The sequence below is a fragment of the Rhizobium sp. TBD182 genome (assembly GCF_001950375.1).
GTDB lineage: Bacteria > Pseudomonadota > Alphaproteobacteria > Rhizobiales > Rhizobiaceae > Agrobacterium > Agrobacterium tumefaciens.
Window position 1 is genome coordinate 230074 of sequence record NZ_BDLN01000004.1, and the last position, 16965, is coordinate 247038.

Below are 16965 nucleotides of genomic sequence, written 5' to 3' on the forward strand. Positions count from 1 at the left end.
AAAGCTCAGACCAACAAAGGACGCCGGGATTTTTCCCGGCGTCTTTGCGTTTCATCATCTCTTTTTTTGTGATTGCCACTCACCCCTTCGTGACTTTCTATTGAAGTGGAATAGAAGCTATTTTCCGGTTTGCATCCGGTTGGGTTGATCGCATCAATTCGTCTGGATATCTGCTCCGGACAAAGGTTCTTGTAATGCCGCTGAAATTGCCCCTGTCGATATGTCTTCTCTGCACGTTCCTCGTCACATCCGCGCATGCGCAGGAGGCTGTGAAGGGCGTTGTCGAGTTGTTTACATCGCAGGGATGCGCGTCCTGCCCGCCGGCGGACGAAGCGTTGCGCAAGATGATCCAGAAGGGTGATGTGGTCGGCCTCTCCTACCATGTCGACTACTGGAATTATCTTGGCTGGACAGATTCCCTGGCATCGAAGGAAAATACAGAGCGGCAATATGGCTACATGCGCGCTCTCGGCCGCAACGGTGTCTATACGCCACAGGCCATCCTGAACGGTCGCGACCACGTCAAGGGTGCGGATGTCCGCGGGATTTACGACAGGCTGGATGCTTTCAAGCGCGAGGGTCAGGGGCTGAACGTGCCGGTTGCGTCCAAATTTGCCGGTGACGAGGTGGAGATCGATATTGGCGCCGGTAGCGGCAAGGCCGATGTCGTGGTCGCCTATTTCACGCGCGAGCAGACGGTAGACGTGCAGAAAGGCGAAAACCAGGGGAAGAAAATGTCCTACTGGCACAGCGTCTATGACGTGCAGACCGTCGGCATGTGGGATGGTTCACCGATGACGGTGAAGCTTCCGGCAAGCGTGGTGGCAAAGGTGAAAAAGGGTGGCTGCGCCGTGCTGTTGCAAACGGCAAATGCCAGCGGCGATCCGGCGGCAATCGTCGGTGCGAGTATTTTACTGGGGAACGAAACACCCTAATCGCCTGTCTGGCGATGGAAGATCCGATCCGGGCATTGGGGGCTGGGGGTAAAGGGTCAATGCACCGGATCGGGTCATCTTGGTGCCTAGGCATCAATTGACAATAGGACTATTCCATTCAATTCGGGCCATGGTTTGACCGAAATACGGCAGGCCATGCTAAAATGGCTGCCTAAATGGTTACCTTTTTTACCCCTGCTTTTTTCTAAGGCAACGTCCTTATGGGCATCGGCGGGTGTCTTTCTGCGTCGCAGACGCCGGGTTTCGCTGCCGTCCTAAGACCGTAAAACCCTCCTCCAAAGTTGCGATCTCATGTTCAATGGCTGTTCGAGACTTGCAATTTTGTCTTCTCCGGCTCACATTAATCGGACGACTTGGGTGGAATCGGAGGTATTGGATGACCGATCAACCGGATGTGCAGCAGGTTCAGACCGCTTCACGCGACAGTTCCACCGTTGTCGATCTCCGCGAGTACAAAAAAGACAAAGACCCTCTGCCAATTACATTCCACCGGCGTGAGCTGGATGCGATCCTGCGCATCTATGGCCGCATGGTGGGAGAGGGCGAGTGGCGCGACTATGCCATCGACCACCTGAGGGAAAAGGCGGTATTTTCAGTGTTTAAACGCTCGGGTGAAATGCCGCTCTACAGGATCGAGAAGAACCCCAAGCTGGCGGCGAAACAGGGGGCCTATTGCGTTGTGAATACGGATGGCCGCATTCTCAAACGTGGCCACGAGCTGCCGCAGGTTCTCAAGGTTTTCGACAAGGTCCTGAAGCTCATCGAGTGAGATGAGACGGGACGAGCTACTCTGCCGCAGCTTCATGCGGACACGCGGGTGGAGAGGCGATCAAGTCTCCAATTTCGACAAATAAAAAGGCGGCCGTATGGCCGCCTTTTGCATGTTTGCCAGTTGGGTTCCTGCCCTTACTTGTCACGGTTGCCCATGAACTGCAGGAGGAACATGAACAGGTTGATGAAGTCGAGATAGAGCGTCAGCGCACCCATGATCGCCTTGCGGCCAGCCACGGCAACTTCGTCGCCATCGAAATACATTTCCTTGATCTTCTGCGTGTCATAGGCGGTGAGGCCAGCGAAGATCAGCACACCAATCGCGGAGATCGCGAACTGCAGCGCGGAAGAGGCGAGGAAAATGTTGACGATGGACGCGATGATCAGGCCGAACAGACCCATGATCAGGAACGAACCCATGCCCGAAAGGTCTTTCTTCGTGGTGTAACCGTAAAGCGAGAGCGCGCCGAACGAGGCAGCGGTCACGAAGAACGTCTGTACGACGCTCTGGCCGGTATAGACCAGGAAGATCGAAGACAGGGACACGCCCATCAGCGCGGCATAGACCCAGAAGGTCATCTGGGCGGCAGAAACGCTCATGGTCTGGATACGGAAGCTAAGAAAGAACACCAGTCCGAGCGGTGCGAGCATCACAACCCAGCGCAACGGCGAAGCATAGAGCAACTGGGCGAAAGCCGGATTGGTGGTCGCGAGCGTGAAGGTAGCGAACGCCGCAACACCGGTGATGACCAGAGCCAGCGCCATAAGGTTGTAAACCTTAAGCATGTAGGCGCGAAGACCTTCATCGATCATCGCACCAGTCTGTGCACGGGTCTGGGCCATGCGGTTCTGGTAGTTATTGAAGTCAGCCATTGTTTCCTCTTTTGAGCTCCGTAATTGCTACGGTGTCGGGATACCTCCCGGGCGCCGCTGCGGAGCTTCAGCAAGCCTGCCCAAGAATATGATGGCAGAACGTGTCCGATACAAGGCCTTTCGCAGTCGAAAAGACACCATATGCGCGAAAAGCGCTCACGTTTCAGCGATCATTACAAAGAATTAATCGTTAAAGTTAAGCAGCGCACAACCGAAGATTATTCACCCGCCTGCCGCAAAACCGGAGCGGCCTTCTGCCCGAGGATTCGCCATGTGCCCATGAGGCCGATGCCTACCGTCATGACGAGGGCGACGACGACCGTGCCGATCGCCACATCCGGCAGGAAGCTGGAGGGCAGCTTCATGATGCGGGAAATGACGAACCAGGCGGAGACGCCGCCGGCGAAAAGCGCAAAAACGGCGGTGGCGAGACCGAGCATCATATATTCATAGGAGAAGGCGCGGATCAGCAGGCTGCGTGTACCGCCCAGTGTTTTCAGGATGACCGCATCATGGGTGCGGGCACGGTTTCCGGCGGCAAGAGCGCCGGCGAGAACGAGGACGGAGGCTATGAGCGCAACGGCCGCTGCGGCACGAATCGCGGTGGCAAGCTGGCCGACCAGCCGGTTGACCACATCGAGCGCGTCCTTCACGCGCACGCTTGTTATCGTCGGGTAGGCGTTGGTGACGGCGCGCAATATCTGGCCCTCCTCGCTTGCGGATGCGGAGGGGTCGGCGAGTGTGGCAAGCCAGGCATGTGGTGCGCCACGGAAGGTATTGGGTGAAAACACCATGACGAAATTGATCGACAGCGATTCCCATTCGACATTGCGCAGATTGGCGATCTTTGCCGTGATGCTGCGGCCGAGCACGTTGACGGTAACGGTGTCGCCGATCTTGAGGCCCAGTTCCTGCGCCTCTTTCGCCGCAAAAGAGACCAGCGGCTCGCCGCTATAATCCGGTGCCCACCATGTTCCTTCGGTCAGCTTGGCGTTTTCGGGAGCATCCTGCGAATAGGTTATGCCCCGATCACCGCGCAGCAGCCAGCGGCCGGATGGCGGCACGTCTATCTTCGTCACGTCCTCGCCATTAAGAGCCAGAATGCGGCCGCGCAGCATCGGCACCTCGGTCAGCGTGCCCTGAGGCGCTTCTTGCCTGAGAAGATCGCGGAAACCCTGCAACTCGGTGCCCTGAATATCCACGAAGAAGAAATTCGGCGCTCGTTCCGGCAGGCTGTCGGTCAGTTCGCGGCGCAGATTGCCGTCGATCAGCGTCAGGGTCACCAGCAACGTCAGCCCGAGGCCGAGGGAGAGAACGACGGAGGGGGTGAGCGCACCCGGTCGGTGAATATTGCCGATCGCCAGGCGAAGGGCGGCGGAATGAACGCGCGGGCTGCGTTTGGCGATGGCCTTGACGCCTGACGCCACCAGTCGCAGCACCACAAACGCGAAGGCGATGGCGGCAAGGAAAACCGAGGCGATGAAACGTTCTTCTGCCGAAAAGATGGCAAGTATGGCCAGCGCAGCCAACAACAAGCCCGTCACTGCAAGATAAGGCCAGGACGGCCAGCTGCCCTCCTCGAACCCCTGCTCTCGAAAAAGGGCGGTCGCGGGAACTTCGCGCGCCTGGCCGAGTGGCACGATGGCGAAGGCAAGTGTCGTCAAGATGCCGAACAGGGCGGCAAGACCAAGTGCTGCTGGATAAAAGGCAAGCTCTTTCGGCACCGGAAGCACACCCTCCAGAAACCGCATGGCGATCAGCGGGGCGATGGCGCCCACAGCGAGGCCGATGATGATGCCAACGGCGGCAATGAACACGATCTGGAAGAGATAGGTCATGGTGACCACGGAAGCCGGCGCGCCGAGGCATTTCAGCGAGGCGATCGTGGTGCGCTTGGAATCAAGAAAGGCGCGAACGGCGTTTGCAACGCCGACGCCGCCAACGATGAGGGCGGTCAGGCCCACCAGCGTCAGGAATTGCGAGAAGCGGTTGACGTTTTCGGTAAGCGATGGCGCTGCCCGGTCACTCGTGCGGATGGACCAGCCGGCATCGGGAAACGTCTTGTTGGCCGCATCGGTCATCGTGGCCCGCGCTGCAGGATCGTTCAGCATGATCTTGTAGGCGTGTTCGACCAGACTTCCGTTCTGAACGAGGCCTGAGGCGAAAAGCGCATCGCGGCTGACCATCAGCCTTGGGGCAAAACCGAAGCCGTCGGACAGGGCATCCGGCTCGTCGACAACCGTGCCGGTCAGTTTCAGCTTCACATTACCGAGAAGGATGTCGTCGCCGACCTTGATGCCCAGCCGCTCCAGGAGAAGCGGCGCGGCAACGGCGCCATAGGTATCGCCGTTCGCAGCCAGAAGCTCGCTCAGAGGCCGGTTTGGATCTGCCACGAACGCGCCGTAGAGCGGATAGGCGCCGTCTACGGCCTTGACTTCCGTCAGCGTCTGTTCGGAACCATCGGCAAGGCGGGCCATGGAGCGCAGCCCTGTGGAAACCGCAATTTTGCCGAGGCCATCGAGGTAGGCCCGTTCCTCTGCGGTTGCCTCCCTGTTGCGCAGCTCGAAGCGCACATCGCCAGCCAGTATCGATTGGCCTTCCGTCGCAATCGCGCTGGTGACGGCGCGTGACACGGAGTTGACAGCGGCAATGGCGCCGGTTCCGAGCGCGATGCAGGCGAGGAAAATATAGAAGCCACGCAAACCGCCGCGAATTTCGCGCCGCGCGAGCCTCAATGCGTTTTTGATGTTGGCAACAGACGGGAGAATGGAGCCGATCATGCCGATACCGCCCTGGCCATATGGGCAGCGGCGCTGTCACCCTCTATCTCGCCGGAGCGCACCTTGATCTGTCTTGAGCAACGGGCGGCCAGTGACGGATCATGGGTGACAAGGATCATCGTCATGCCGCGTTCGGCCTGTTTTGAGAAAAGAAGATCGGCGATCTGCTGGCCCGTATCCGCATCCAGATTGCCGGTCGGTTCGTCTGCGATCAACACGGCGGGGGAGGGTGCAAGCGCGCGGGCGATCGCAACACGCTGCTGTTCGCCACCGGAGAGCTGGCCGGGATAATGGTTGAGGCGTTCGCCGAGACCGACAGCGACGAGTTCCCGTTTGGCGATCTCGAAGGGGTTCGGCACGTTGGCCAGTTCCAGCGGAACGGCTACGTTTTCCAGCGCCGTCATATTGGCGATGAGGTGGAAAGACTGGAAAACGATGCCGATATTCTTGCCGCGGAAATCCGCGAGAGCATCCTCGCCGAGCTTATGCAATTCCGTGCCCGCTATGACGATCTCGCCGCTATCCAGCCTTTCGAGACCGGCAAGCACCATCAGAAGGGTCGATTTTCCCGAACCGGAAGGGCCGACGATGCCCACCGCCTCGCTTTCGCCAATGGCAAGATCGATGCTCTTGAGAACGTGAACGGAGGCGGCGGCGTTGCCGAGCGTGAGGTCGGCCTTCTTAAGCTCTATGATGCTTTTCGTCACAATTCTCGTTCCTATATATGATGAAAACAGTCTGGCGGTGTCGATGCGGACGGTATTTCAGACAATGCAAACCAAGTTAGGAAAGCCGTGATGAGATTTAAAGCTGCCCTGTTTCACTTCATCGTCATTTTCGCCGCCGCCTTTTCCGCCTCGGCGGCCATGGCGCAGGAGCGGACATTGCAACTGGTTGGCCTGGGCGACAGTCTCATGGCGGGTTACCAGTTACCCCCCACCGATGGCTATACGGCACAGCTTGAAGCTGCATTAAAGGCCAAGGGCATCAATGTTACCGTCACCAATGCCGGTGTGTCCGGCGATACATCTTCAGGCGGTCTGGCGCGGGCGGAATGGTCGGTTCCCGATGGCACGGACGGGGTCATTCTGGAACTCGGCGCCAATGATGCGTTGCGCGGTATTGCGCCGGAACAGACGGAAAAGAACCTCGACGCCATCATTTCCGGCTTTCAGAAACGCAACATAGCGGTGCTGCTGGTCGGCATTATGGCGCCGCCGAACATGGGTGACGATTACGCCAAGCGCTTCAACCCGATCTATCCGAAGCTTGCAGAAAAATACAACCTGCCGCTTTATCCGTTTTTTCTGGATGGCGTGGTGACGGATGATAAGTTGAAGCTGGAGGACAAGATGCATCCCAATACGCAGGGTGTGGGGATGATGGTGGAGAAATCTTTGCCGGCTGTTGAAAGCTTCATCAAGACAATCGGTGCGCAAAAAAAATAAGCACTTGCGCCCGCCTGCATTGCATGATTCGCTATGCTTGTTCTGCCAAGAGATTCGGGGAGCTCGCCATGCCGAGACTGTTTATCGCCCTCGAAATTCCGCGCAATGCGGCTATGAGCCTGTCATTGTTGCGCGGTGGTCTGCCGGGAGCCCGGTGGATCGATGTGGAGAATTATCACATAACCCTGCGTTTTATCGGCGATATCGACGGGAGAACCGCCGATGAGGTCGTTGACAGGCTGGACCGGATCGACAGGCCGGAATTCCAGCTCAGTCTCAACGGGATGGGTTCCTTCGGCTCCAAGAAACCGCATTCGATCTGGGCGGGGGTTTCCCCCTCGCCGGAAATGAATGCGCTTCAGGCGGAGGTCGAAAGAATCTGTCAGAGGATCGGCCTGCCGCCGGATCCGCGCAAGTTCATGCCGCATGTGACGCTGGCGCGGTTGCGCTCTTCACGGCTGGACGATGTGGTGCAGTATCTTTCCGGGCGCGGCAATTTCCGCACATCCGCCTTCACGGTCGGTCGTTTCGTGCTGATGTCGTCCAAGGAATCGGTGGGTGGCGGACCCTACATCGTGGAAGAGGTGTTCCCGCTTCACGAAGCGCGGTCCAGCGCCATCTTCTCGAGCAACGAGCTGCATCCCGCAAAAAGCATGTTGTAGACGACCAGAAATCCGTCGTCGCCACCGAAGTAGGGATCGGGCACGTTTTCGTGGCGTCCCGAAGCGTAGTCCAGGAACAGGTGGATTTTGTGCTTCCGGTTTTCGGGCGCCTTTCGGAGCAGTTTCGCGAGATTTCCTCCGTCCATGGCAAGGATGAGATCGAAGGTGTCGAAATCGGCCTGGCTGACCTGCCGTGCACGCTGCAGGGAAATATCGATGCCATGCTTGCGGGCGATTGCGATGGATCTGCGATCTGGGGCGGTACCGGTGTGCCAACCGCCGGTGCCGGCGGAATCGACAGTGAGTTGGCGAGATACGCCTTCGGTTTCGGCAAGGTTTGTCAAAATGCCTTCGGCAAGCGGTGAGCGGCAGATATTGCCCATGCAGACAAAAAGAACGGCTGTATGTTTCATTGAATATGCGTCGATCCTGTCGTTGAGGCGTTAATGTTTGTCCGAAACAGCGGATCGCATGTCAAGCGGAGGCAAGATGCATGAAATATCCCAGACTTGAACCGGAAGCCGTCCGGCAGGCGCTTTTAAAACTCGAAGGCTGGTCCTTGCGCGAGGACGGGGCGGCAATCGTCCGCTCGTTCAAGTTTGCGAGTTTTGCGGAGGCTTTCGGTTTCATGGCGGAGTCCGCACTCGTGGCAGAAAAGCTCAATCATCATCCAGAATGGTCCAACGTCTATTCGCGCGTCAGGGTCTGCCTCACCACCCACGATTCGCAAGGCGTGACCGAGCGGGATTTCCTGCTCGCGGAGGCCATGCAGAAGGCGGCAACGGGCCGTGGGAATTGAACGGCGGGCTTTAACTCCCATATAATAACCGTGACCGGAGGACCGTCGATCATGGATGATGTGAAAATCGGTGAAATTCTTTTGCCCGGGGAAACGGGCAGCGAGGGCGAACGCGAACGCGTCGTGCGCGCCAAATTCTGGCCGAAGCTGAAGCGTGTGATGACCAAGGTGCCCTTCGCGCGCGATGCGGCAGCAGCCTATTATTGCGCGATCGACCGGGATACGCCGCTGCGTGCCAAGGGCATTATTCTGGCCGCGCTCGCCTATTTCATCATGCCGTTTGATGCCATACCGGACATGCTGGCGGTCGTTGGATTTACCGACGACATCGCGGTCATTACGGCCGCGCTTGCGATGATCCGCGCCCACATCAAGATGGAGCATTACGATGCGGCGGATGCCATGCTGAAACGGCAGCAGGAGGCCGAATAACACGTCTGTGATGACGAGGCTCCTCGGAGCCGGGCAGGTGACAAATTGTTGCCTGAATTTGTGTGTCATAGACATGACGGGGAGGGCGTGCCACGCCTTTCTTCTCAGGGTGCGGGCGTAGCCGATCTGTAACACTTCAAGACGTTTTCGGCATTTTATACGTGTTGTTGACGGTTTGGTAACCGCTTCCTGACCACAATGAGAAAAGACGATCCGCACCTGAACGTGGCCGATCCATAAACATGGAGCCCGCCGCTGCTTCGGGCCAATGGAAGACAATAACCCGGCAGGAAATTCTATGTTTGTAAGAAGTGTAGCAACCGCAGTGGCCATTTTGCTGACCAGCGTCGGCGTAGCATCTGCACAGTCGCCCACGCGCATCCAGCAGTTCAATGCATGGGGCGCCTATTCGTACAAATCGGGCAACAGCACCGTCTGCTACGTTCTTTCCATCCCCACTTCCAAGGAACCGGCAAGCGTCGATCACGGCGATATCTTCTTCATCGTGTCGCAGCGTCCGGGCCAGAATATTTCCTACGAGCCGCAGGCCATGGTGGGTTACCCGCTGAAGCAGGGCTCCAAGGTCAATGTCACGATCGACAACAAGAACTTCGTGATGTTTACCAAGGACAAGGCTGCCTGGGTTGAAAATGCTGCCGAAGAACCCGCTCTCGTTGCCGCGATGAAGGGCGGCAAGTCGATGACGGTGAAGGCGGTGTCCGGCCGCGGCACTGCGACTTCCTATTCCTATTCGCTTTCGGGCATTTCGGCTGCTTTCAAGCAGATCGAAAGCTGCAAGTAATCCTGACGCTTCGTCAGCTTTGTGATTGGCCGGTCATCGACCGGCCATTTGCGTTTTTGCTTGTTTGATGCTAAAGGCGCGGCAACATTGACAGGCGGATGCGCGAAAAGTGCTCCGCCTTTGATTTTCTCGACATGCAGACGATTTTCCGCCTTTCCTAAAGGCCGGTCGTGCGATGCATTGGATGATGGGATAGCGTGATGTCCGTATTGCATGCCCCTGCCGGTCTGGCAGTTAAAACTCCCCTGATCGCCAATAGCGATCTCATGTCCGGCAAGCCGTCGCTGATCGGCATGACGCGGGAAGAAATGGGCGAGGCGCTGGCCGAGATCGGCGTGCCGCAGAAGCAGGTGAAGATGCGTGTCAGCCAGTTGTGGAACTGGCTGTATGTGCGCGGCGTCTCGGATTTCGACAACATGACCAATGTTGCCAAGGAACTCAGGGAAAAGCTGAAAGCAGCCTTCACCATTGCCCGCCCGGAAATCGTCGAGGAGCAGATTTCCAACGACGGCACCCGCAAATGGCTGATGCGTTTTCCGCCGCGCGGTGCGGGACGTCCTGTCGAGATCGAGACGGTCTATATTCCCGAAGAAGGACGCGGCACGCTTTGCATTTCGAGCCAGGTGGGCTGTTCGCTGACGTGTTCCTTCTGTCACACCGGCACGCAGCGTCTGGTGCGGAACCTGACGGCCGAGGAAATTCTCTCCCAGCTTCTGCTCGCCCGCGACCGGCTCGGCGATTTTCCTGACGGTTCGACGCCGGTCGGCGCCTATGTGCCGAGTGAAGGCCGCAAGGTCTCCAACATCGTGATGATGGGCATGGGCGAACCGCTTTACAATTTCGAACATGTGAAGACCGCACTTCTGATCGCCACCGATGGTGACGGCTTGTCGCTCTCCAAGCGTCGCGTGACCCTGTCCACCTCGGGCGTCGTGCCGGAAATCTTCCGCACGGGCGATGAGATCGGCGTCATGCTGGCGATTTCACTGCATGCGGTGCGCGACGATCTGCGCGACATGCTGGTGCCGATCAACAAGAAATACCCGCTGAAGGAGCTGATCGAGGCTTGCCGCAATTATCCGGGTGTCTCCAACGCCCGCCGCATCACCTTCGAATATGTGATGCTGAAGGATGTGAACGACAGTCTGGAAGACGCCAAGATGCTGGTGCAGCTTCTGAGGGGCGTTCCAGCCAAAATCAATCTCATTCCTTTCAATCCGTGGCCAGGCACGAATTACCAGTGCTCCGAATGGGCGCAGATCGAGAAGTTCGCGGATTTCATCAATCAGGCGGGTTACGCTTCGCCGATCCGTACGCCGCGCGGCCGCGATATTCTCGCTGCCTGCGGCCAGCTGAAATCGGAATCCGAGCGCATGCGCAAAACCGAAAGGCTGGCTTTCGAGGCGATGATGATTGCCAACCACGGTGCGGACGACTGAATCGACGCCAATCGCGGCAGAAAGCTTGGTTCGTTACGGTTCTTTGATTGATTTCGGGCGGTCTTGTTTCTAATAAGACGGCAATAAGAAACCAACTGGAGGATACCTATGCGTGCATTCATTCTGGCGCTCGCAGCCGCGAGCGCCCTCGTTCTGCCAGCCAAGGCTGAAAACGTCACTGTTGCCGTCACCGCCATTGTCGAACATCCGGCGCTTGACGCCGCACGTGACGGCGTCAAGGCAGCGCTTGCCGAAGCCGGTTACAAGGAAGGCGAGAACCTCAAGTTCCTCTACGAGTCCGCGCAGGGTAATCCAGGCACCGCAGCGCAGATTGCGCGTCAGTTCGTGGGCGAAGCCCCCAATGTCATCGTGCCGATCTCCACACCGTCCGCCCAGGCTGTCGTTGCGGCGACGCGCGACATTCCGGTTGTCTTCACGGCTGTTTCCGATCCGGTTGGCGCACAGCTCGTCAAGGACATGCAAAAGCCCGGCCGCAACGTGACCGGACTTTCCGACATGCTGCCGGTTGCCGAGCATCTGGCGCTGATCAAGGAAATTTCGCCCAACGCCAAGTCCATCGGCTTTATCTACAACTCCGCCGAGGCCAACTCCGTCTCGACGCTTGCAGCGCTGAAGGCTGAGGCTGAAAAGGCCGGCCTGAAGGTCGTTGAATCTGTCGCCACAAAATCCGCCGAAGTGCAGGGCGCGACGCGCGCACTGGTCGGCAAGGCCGACGTGATCTACGTGCCGACCGACAATACCATCGTTTCCGCTTTCGAGGCGGCAGCCGGAGTTGCGAGTGAGGCGAAGATTCCGCTTTATGCCGCCGATACGGATTCCGTTGCGCGCGGTGCGGTTGCGGCTCTCGGCTTCAATTATTTCGACGTTGGCAAGCAGACCGGCGCTGTCGTTGTTCGCATTCTCAAGGGTGAGAAGCCCGGCGACATTCCGGCAACCGTTGCCGTCGGCACCGATCTGGTGATCAACAAGAAGGCTGCTGAAAAAGCTGGCGTCACCTTCCCCGAAAGCGTGACGAAGCGCGCCACCAAGGTCATCGACTAAACCGGACTTCGGGCAGCGGTCACTCGCCGCCCGTTTTGCGCGGCACGCAATGGTGCCCGTATCCGCCGACGCGGCGGCAATAACAAGGACATTACCGTGAGCCAAATCGCTTTCTGGGGTGCCGTGGAACTGGGACTGGTCTTCGCCTTCGTGGCGATCGGCGTCTATCTCGCTTTCCGGGTACTTGATTTTCCTGATCTGACCGTTGACGGTTCCTTTCCGCTCGGCGCAGCCGTTGCGGCAGTGATGATCATCGCCGGCCTCAATGCCTGGGTCGCGACGGCGATTGCGATGGTTGCCGGCGCCGGTGCTGGCATCGTTACGGCCACGCTCAACGTTCGGTTCAAGATACTCAACCTGCTTGCGTCAATCCTGACGATGATCGCGCTGTTTTCGGTGAACCTTCGGGTGATGGGAAAACCGAATGTGGCGCTGCTCAATCAGGATACGATGATCTCGCCGTTCTACGGTCTCGGTCTTTCCGAATATCTCGTGCGGCCACTCTTTATCGGCGTTCTGGTATTGCTCGCTGTCATGCTCGTCTGGCGTTTCCTTGAGAGCGACGCGGGCCTTGCCATGCGGGCGACGGGCGCGAATGCGCGGATGGCGCGCGCCCAAGGGGTGAAGACCGGCAACCAGATCTATCTTGGCATGGCGCTTTCGAATGCACTGGTCGCGCTCGGCGGCGCGCTTTTTGCGCAGACCAATGGCTTTGCCGATGTGACTGCCGGTGTCGGCACCATCGTCGTCGGGCTTGCGGCCGTCATCATCGGCGAAACGCTGTTCGGCTCGCGGGGCATTCTGATTGCGCTCATCGGCTGTGTTTTCGGCTCCATCGCCTACCGCCTTGCCATCCAGCTCGCTTTGTCGAGCGATGTGCTGGGTCTCAAGGCCTCCGATCTCAATTTCGTTACGGCAGTATTGGTAGCCATCGCATTGATCCTGCCTCGACTGCGCCGCGGGGGAGCAACATCGTGATTTCCCTTTCCGACATTCAGGTCATCTTCGGGCGTGGCACACCGCTGCAAAAGCAGGCGCTGGCCAAGATCGATCTTACCATCGAGGATGGTTCCTTCGTTACCGTGATCGGCTCCAACGGTGCCGGCAAATCCACGCTTCTCGGCGTTCTCGCGGGCGATGTCCTGCCGACGGCCGGAAAGGTGATGGTTGGTGGCGCCGATGTCACACGCAAAACGACCGCCAGCCGGGCCGGGCGGGTGGCGCGCGTGTTTCAGGACCCACTGGCTGGCAGCTGTGGCGCGCTCACAATTGAGGAGAACCTTGCGCTTGCGGCGTCTCGCGGAGAGCGTCGCGGCTTGTTGCCGGCGCTTGGGCGCGGCAGGCGGGATTTCTTCCGGGAGCGTATCGCTTCGCTCAATCTCGGTCTGGAAAATCGTTTGAAGGACCGCATGGATCTGTTGTCCGGCGGGCAAAGGCAGGCGGTCTCGCTTGTCATGGCAACGCTTTCCGGTTCGGACGTGTTGCTGCTTGACGAACATACGGCAGCACTCGATCCCGGCATGGCGGAGTTCGTGATGGAGCTGACCCGCAAGGTGGTTTCCGAGCGCAAGCTGACGACGCTGATGGTTACCCATTCCATGCGTCAGGCGCTGGACTATGGCGACCGCACGATCATGCTGCACGCCGGTGAAATCGTGCTCGATGTGTCCGGCGAAAGCCGCAAGGGTCTTCAGGTCGAAGATCTTATCGACATGTTCCGCAAGATACGCGGCCAGACGCTTGATGACGATGAGCTATTGATTGGCTGATGAGTTATCCGAAAGGCGCCTGCGGGCGCCTTTTTTATTTGTGCGTCATCGCGTCTGGGTGAGGAAAATCTTGACGGCGAAAAGCGAAAATACACCGGCGATCGTATAATCCAGCCCGCGCAGAACCTTCTTGTTGCGCTGGAGCCAGGCCGACAGCACATCGGCGGCAACGACGATGCCGATGCCGATCGGCAGCGCCACGATGATTGACCAGAGCCCAAGGAAAATAAGCTTGCCGGTGACATGCGGATCGGATGCGCTGACGAATTGCGGCAGGAAGGTCATGAAAAAGATGATGACCTTTGGATTGAGCAGATTGACCCAAATACCGTTCAGCAAGGCGGATTTCAGTGAAGATTGCTGTTTTTCGCCCGTGGTCTTGACCATCACGAAATCCGAGCCCTTGCGGATCGCCTGAATGGCGAGCCAGACAAGATAGGCGGCCCCGCCGGTCTTCAGGATGAGGAAGGCTGTCGGCGATGCGACGATGAGGGCCGCGACGCCGAAGGCAACCAGCATTGTATGCACAGTAATACCGAGATTGGTGCCCACAAGGGTCATGAAACCCGCTGCCCGGCCCTCGCGTATTGACCGGCTGATCCATAGCGTCATGTCAGGCCCGGGCGTTACCGCCAGAAGCAGGATGGCGACGGTGAAGGCGGCAAGTGTTGGCAGGCTCGGAACGAAATCCATCGCGGCACCCGTAAAGCTGGAGACTGCCGTTGCTTAACGCGAATTCGCGTTTCTGCCAATGTTTTTGCGCGCCGGGACATTGGTACGAAAACCGGGGATGATCAAAAGTGGATAGCCGCCGCAACTTTCAAAGTGCGGCGGCGTCGGGCGATCAGTTTTTGAGGAAGCTGGTGAAGGCGGCGGAATATTCGGTGTGCCAGCGCGACAGTGGCGGACGATTTTGGACGATGTCTTGAGCTGCCCACAGAATGCGTTTCTCGTCCGTCGGGCGATCCACTTCGCCATCCGGGCAGAGAATGTAGAAATCGCCCCTGGCGATGCTCTCGATCATGAAATCAACGGTTTGCTCGCCGGTCCAGGCTCCTGCTGGTTTTTCCGTCCTGCCATTTGCCGTGAGGCCGGTAAAGACGAAACCGGGGATCAGGAGATGGGCGGAAACCGCGCTGTTCGGAATATTGCGCAGCTCGTGCTGTAGCGCTTCCGTGAAGGCTTTGACGCCGGCCTTCGAGACATTATAGGCCGGATCGCCCGGCGGGGTGGTGATGCCCTGTTTCGAACCGGTATTGATGATGAGCGCGGCCTCGCCATGGGCGACCATGCCCTGCCCAAACACCCGGCTGCCGTTCACGACACCCATCAGGTTGACGTTGATGACTTTTTCCCAGTTGGCCTGAGCGCCGAAGATGGCGCTGCCCGGCTGGATGCCGGCATTGTTCATCAACACATGAACCCGCCCGAAACGCTGGATGACAGCGCGTTCCAGCGCCTCCAGCTCATCGAGTTTCGACACGTCGGTCGGTATTGCGACGATCTGTGCTTCGCCGTCCTTTGCGATGGTCAGAATATCAGCATGCGCTGCGGCAAGCTTGTCACCGTCGAGATCGACGAGGACGACGCTCATGCCGAAACCGGCGAATTTCCGGGCCGCGGCAAGTCCGATACCGGAGGCCGCGCCGGTGATGACGGCGACATTATCTTCCTTGAATGCGGGGTAGATGGTCGTCATAGGTTTTCCTTTCGCGTCGTTTTGTGCTGTTTCCAGCCGTTTGCAACGTTGCCTGCACCCTGAGTGGCTTCATTCACGGTCTTCAAGTTGATCGCGCCGCTTCATGTTAAAGCGCGAAATCGCATAATGCATGTGACAATTCGTTCGTTCCAGTCATGACGCGCTGTTGCGGGGATCTGACCTTTCGCAAATGCCTATTGCCCTTTCGTCCTATTCGTTGTTTTGTCGGGCATCTTTTCCGAAAATCGCTTCACAGTTTTCGGGTTGCACTGTAAAAGTGCCGAAATCCCAAGGAAATGGCGGTACCCCGATGCCGTCATCATGCAGATGGACATCATAATGGCACTCCCGAAAGACGTTAAGAAAGTCGTTCTCGCCTATTCCGGCGGCCTCGACACCTCGATCATCCTGAAGTGGCTTCAGACGGAACTCGGCGCTGAGGTCGTGACCTTTACCGCCGATCTCGGCCAGGGCGAAGAGCTTGAGCCGGCGCGCAAGAAGGCCGAGTTGCTGGGCATCAAGGAAATCTTCGTCGAGGACGTCCGCGAAGAGTTCGTGCGTGATTTCGTTTTTCCGATGTTCCGTGCCAACGCCGTTTATGAAGGCGTCTATCTGCTCGGTACCTCCATCGCCCGCCCGCTGATTTCCAAGCACCTGATCGAGATCGCCAAGAAGACCGGTGCCGATGCCATTGCGCATGGCGCCACCGGCAAGGGCAACGACCAGGTCCGTTTCGAGCTTTCGGCCTATGCGCTGAACCCGGATATCAAGATCATCGCCCCATGGCGCGATTGGACTTTCAAGAGCCGGACCGACCTTCTGGAATTTGCCGAAAAGAACCAGATTCCCGTGGCCAAGGACAAGAAGGGCGAAGCGCCGTTCTCCGTCGACGCCAACCTGCTGCACTCCTCGTCCGAGGGCAAGGTTCTGGAAGACCCGGCTAAGGAAGCCCCGGAATATGTGCACATGCGCACCATTTCCCCGGAAGCGGCGCCTGACAAGGCAACCGTTATCAAGGTCGGTTTCCGCAAGGGTGATGCCTGCTCCATCAACGGTGTGGAAATGTCGCCTGCCACGCTTCTGGCGACGCTCAATAATTATGGTCGCGAAAACGGCATCGGCCGTCTCGATCTGGTCGAGAACCGCTTCGTCGGCATGAAGTCGCGTGGCGTCTACGAAACGCCCGGCGGCACCATCCTGCTGGCTGCGCATCGTGCGATCGAATCCATCACGCTCGACCGGGGTGCCGCGCATCTGAAGGACGATCTGATGCCGCGTTACGCCGAGCTCATCTATTACGGCTTCTGGTTCTCGCCCGAGCGCGAGATGCTGCAGGCCCTGATCGACAAGAGCCAGGAGCATGTGGAAGGCGAAGTGACGCTGAAGCTCTACAAGGGCAATGTCATGGTGACCGGCCGCGAGAGCGCGAAGTCGCTCTATTCCGACGCGCTGGTGACGTTCGAGGACGACCAC

Annotated in this window: 18 protein-coding genes; 12 read left to right on the forward strand and 6 right to left on the reverse strand. The window is 58.3% G+C overall.

Annotated features, from left to right (window positions below; genetic code table 11):
* Positions 1 to 194 precede the first annotated feature (194 nt).
* Together T18_RS15240 and T18_RS15245 are read left to right on the forward strand one after the other, a co-directional pair.
* Positions 195 to 935: a DUF1223 domain-containing protein gene (locus T18_RS15240; protein ID WP_038492417.1), complete on the forward strand. Its 741-nt coding sequence runs from the start codon at positions 195 to 197 to the stop codon at positions 933 to 935.
* 397 nt (positions 936 to 1332) lie between these two features.
* Positions 1333 to 1725 carry a DUF2794 domain-containing protein gene (locus tag T18_RS15245; protein ID WP_003516645.1) on the forward strand — a complete coding sequence of 131 codons (393 nt, stop codon included), beginning with the start codon at positions 1333 to 1335 and terminating at the stop codon, positions 1723 to 1725.
* 137 nt (positions 1726 to 1862) lie between these two features.
* Here the strand turns inward: T18_RS15245 and T18_RS15250 are convergent, their stop codons facing one another.
* The 3 genes from T18_RS15250 to T18_RS15260 all read right to left on the reverse strand — a co-directional run bounded on the left by T18_RS15250 (position 1863) and on the right by T18_RS15260 (position 6087).
* The gene (locus T18_RS15250) at positions 1863 to 2600 is read right to left on the reverse strand and encodes a Bax inhibitor-1 family protein (RefSeq protein ID WP_038492414.1); all 738 of its coding nucleotides are present in this window, start codon (positions 2598 to 2600) and stop codon (positions 1863 to 1865) included.
* A 218-nt stretch (positions 2601 to 2818) separates the two neighbouring features.
* The gene (locus T18_RS15255; protein ID WP_038492411.1) at positions 2819 to 5380 is read right to left on the reverse strand and encodes an ABC transporter permease; all 2562 of its coding nucleotides are present in this window, start codon (positions 5378 to 5380) and stop codon (positions 2819 to 2821) included.
* Positions 5377 to 6087 (reverse strand): ABC transporter ATP-binding protein, encoded by a 711-nt coding sequence (locus tag T18_RS15260; protein WP_038492408.1) that lies wholly within the window; start codon positions 6085 to 6087, stop codon positions 5377 to 5379. The genes T18_RS15255 and T18_RS15260 overlap by 4 nt, the downstream gene beginning before the upstream one ends.
* Positions 6088 to 6177: 90 nt before the next feature.
* On the opposite strand from T18_RS15260, the gene T18_RS15265 reads away from it, so the two are divergent.
* Both T18_RS15265 and thpR read left to right on the forward strand, forming a co-directional pair.
* Positions 6178 to 6828: an arylesterase gene (locus T18_RS15265; RefSeq protein ID WP_038492405.1), complete on the forward strand. Its 651-nt coding sequence runs from the start codon at positions 6178 to 6180 to the stop codon at positions 6826 to 6828.
* A 68-nt stretch (positions 6829 to 6896) separates the two neighbouring features.
* Positions 6897 to 7490, forward strand: coding sequence for an RNA 2',3'-cyclic phosphodiesterase (thpR, locus tag T18_RS15270; RefSeq protein WP_003516655.1), 594 nt, complete (start codon positions 6897 to 6899; stop codon positions 7488 to 7490).
* Here the strand turns inward: thpR and T18_RS15275 are convergent.
* The gene (locus tag T18_RS15275) at positions 7424 to 7903 is read right to left on the reverse strand and encodes a low molecular weight protein-tyrosine-phosphatase (RefSeq protein ID WP_013636909.1); all 480 of its coding nucleotides are present in this window, start codon (positions 7901 to 7903) and stop codon (positions 7424 to 7426) included. The two genes, thpR and T18_RS15275, sit on opposite strands and share 67 nt — an antisense overlap.
* An 80-nt stretch (positions 7904 to 7983) precedes the next feature.
* On the opposite strand from T18_RS15275, the gene T18_RS15280 reads away from it, so the two are divergent.
* The 7 genes from T18_RS15280 (at position 7984) to T18_RS15310 (ending at position 13793) form a co-directional block, all read left to right on the forward strand.
* Positions 7984 to 8289 carry a 4a-hydroxytetrahydrobiopterin dehydratase gene (locus T18_RS15280; RefSeq protein ID WP_025594571.1) on the forward strand — a complete coding sequence of 102 codons (306 nt, stop codon included), beginning with the start codon at positions 7984 to 7986 and terminating at the stop codon, positions 8287 to 8289.
* Positions 8290 to 8340: 51 nt separating this feature from the next.
* A complete protein-coding gene (locus T18_RS15285; RefSeq protein WP_038492401.1) occupies positions 8341 to 8721 on the forward strand; it encodes a YkvA family protein in 381 nt (126 codons plus the stop codon).
* A gap of 298 nt (positions 8722 to 9019) precedes the next feature.
* Entirely contained in the window at positions 9020 to 9523 is a 504-nt protein-coding gene (locus T18_RS15290; protein WP_003516662.1) for an invasion associated locus B family protein, read from the forward strand.
* Between the two features lie 266 nt (positions 9524 to 9789).
* Positions 9790 to 10962 (forward strand): 23S rRNA (adenine(2503)-C(2))-methyltransferase RlmN, encoded by a 1173-nt coding sequence (rlmN, locus tag T18_RS15295; protein WP_075807724.1) that lies wholly within the window; start codon positions 9790 to 9792, stop codon positions 10960 to 10962.
* A 108-nt stretch (positions 10963 to 11070) separates the two neighbouring features.
* On the forward strand, positions 11071 to 12024 hold the full coding sequence (locus T18_RS15300) for an ABC transporter substrate-binding protein (RefSeq protein ID WP_003516666.1): 954 nt from the start codon (positions 11071 to 11073) through the stop codon (positions 12022 to 12024).
* Between the two features lie 96 nt (positions 12025 to 12120).
* Positions 12121 to 13002 (forward strand): ABC transporter permease, encoded by an 882-nt coding sequence (locus T18_RS15305; RefSeq protein WP_038492398.1) that lies wholly within the window; start codon positions 12121 to 12123, stop codon positions 13000 to 13002.
* The gene (locus T18_RS15310) at positions 12999 to 13793 is read left to right on the forward strand and encodes an ABC transporter ATP-binding protein (RefSeq protein ID WP_019566037.1); all 795 of its coding nucleotides are present in this window, start codon (positions 12999 to 13001) and stop codon (positions 13791 to 13793) included. Before T18_RS15305 ends, T18_RS15310 begins: the two co-directional genes overlap by 4 nt.
* 45 nt (positions 13794 to 13838) lie before the next feature.
* Here T18_RS15310 and T18_RS15315 read toward each other — a convergent pair whose 3' ends face one another.
* Positions 13839 to 14486 carry a LysE family translocator gene (locus tag T18_RS15315; protein ID WP_003516674.1) on the reverse strand — a complete coding sequence of 216 codons (648 nt, stop codon included), beginning with the start codon at positions 14484 to 14486 and terminating at the stop codon, positions 13839 to 13841.
* 151 nt (positions 14487 to 14637) lie between these two features.
* Positions 14638 to 15492 (reverse strand): SDR family NAD(P)-dependent oxidoreductase, encoded by an 855-nt coding sequence (locus tag T18_RS15320; protein WP_038492394.1) that lies wholly within the window; start codon positions 15490 to 15492, stop codon positions 14638 to 14640.
* A gap of 339 nt (positions 15493 to 15831) precedes the next feature.
* Between T18_RS15320 and T18_RS15325 the strand changes: the two genes are divergently transcribed.
* The coding region (locus T18_RS15325) for an argininosuccinate synthase (protein ID WP_323455230.1) at positions 15832 to 16965 on the forward strand (1134 nt) is incomplete at its 3' end.

Excerpts from the sequence above, each read along its gene's own strand:
- T18_RS15240 (WP_038492417.1), top strand. The coding sequence starts at position 195 with ATGCCGCTGAAATTGCCCCTGTCGATATGTCTTCTCTGCACGTTCCTC.
- T18_RS15245 (WP_003516645.1), top strand. The coding sequence starts at position 1,333 with ATGACCGATCAACCGGATGTGCAGCAGGTTCAGACCGCTTCACGCGAC.
- T18_RS15250 (WP_038492414.1), bottom strand. The coding sequence starts at position 2,600 with ATGGCTGACTTCAATAACTACCAGAACCGCATGGCCCAGACCCGTGCA.
- T18_RS15255 (WP_038492411.1), bottom strand. The coding sequence starts at position 5,380 with ATGATCGGCTCCATTCTCCCGTCTGTTGCCAACATCAAAAACGCATTG.
- T18_RS15265 (WP_038492405.1), top strand. The coding sequence starts at position 6,178 with ATGAGATTTAAAGCTGCCCTGTTTCACTTCATCGTCATTTTCGCCGCC.
- thpR (WP_003516655.1), top strand. The coding sequence starts at position 6,897 with ATGCCGAGACTGTTTATCGCCCTCGAAATTCCGCGCAATGCGGCTATG.
- T18_RS15275 (WP_013636909.1), bottom strand. The coding sequence starts at position 7,903 with ATGAAACATACAGCCGTTCTTTTTGTCTGCATGGGCAATATCTGCCGC.
- T18_RS15280 (WP_025594571.1), top strand. The coding sequence starts at position 7,984 with ATGAAATATCCCAGACTTGAACCGGAAGCCGTCCGGCAGGCGCTTTTA.
- T18_RS15285 (WP_038492401.1), top strand. The coding sequence starts at position 8,341 with ATGGATGATGTGAAAATCGGTGAAATTCTTTTGCCCGGGGAAACGGGC.
- T18_RS15290 (WP_003516662.1), top strand. The coding sequence starts at position 9,020 with ATGTTTGTAAGAAGTGTAGCAACCGCAGTGGCCATTTTGCTGACCAGC.
- rlmN (WP_075807724.1), top strand. The coding sequence starts at position 9,790 with ATGTCCGGCAAGCCGTCGCTGATCGGCATGACGCGGGAAGAAATGGGC.
- T18_RS15300 (WP_003516666.1), top strand. The coding sequence starts at position 11,071 with ATGCGTGCATTCATTCTGGCGCTCGCAGCCGCGAGCGCCCTCGTTCTG.
- T18_RS15315 (WP_003516674.1), bottom strand. The coding sequence starts at position 14,486 with ATGGATTTCGTTCCGAGCCTGCCAACACTTGCCGCCTTCACCGTCGCC.
- T18_RS15320 (WP_038492394.1), bottom strand. The coding sequence starts at position 15,492 with ATGACGACCATCTACCCCGCATTCAAGGAAGATAATGTCGCCGTCATC.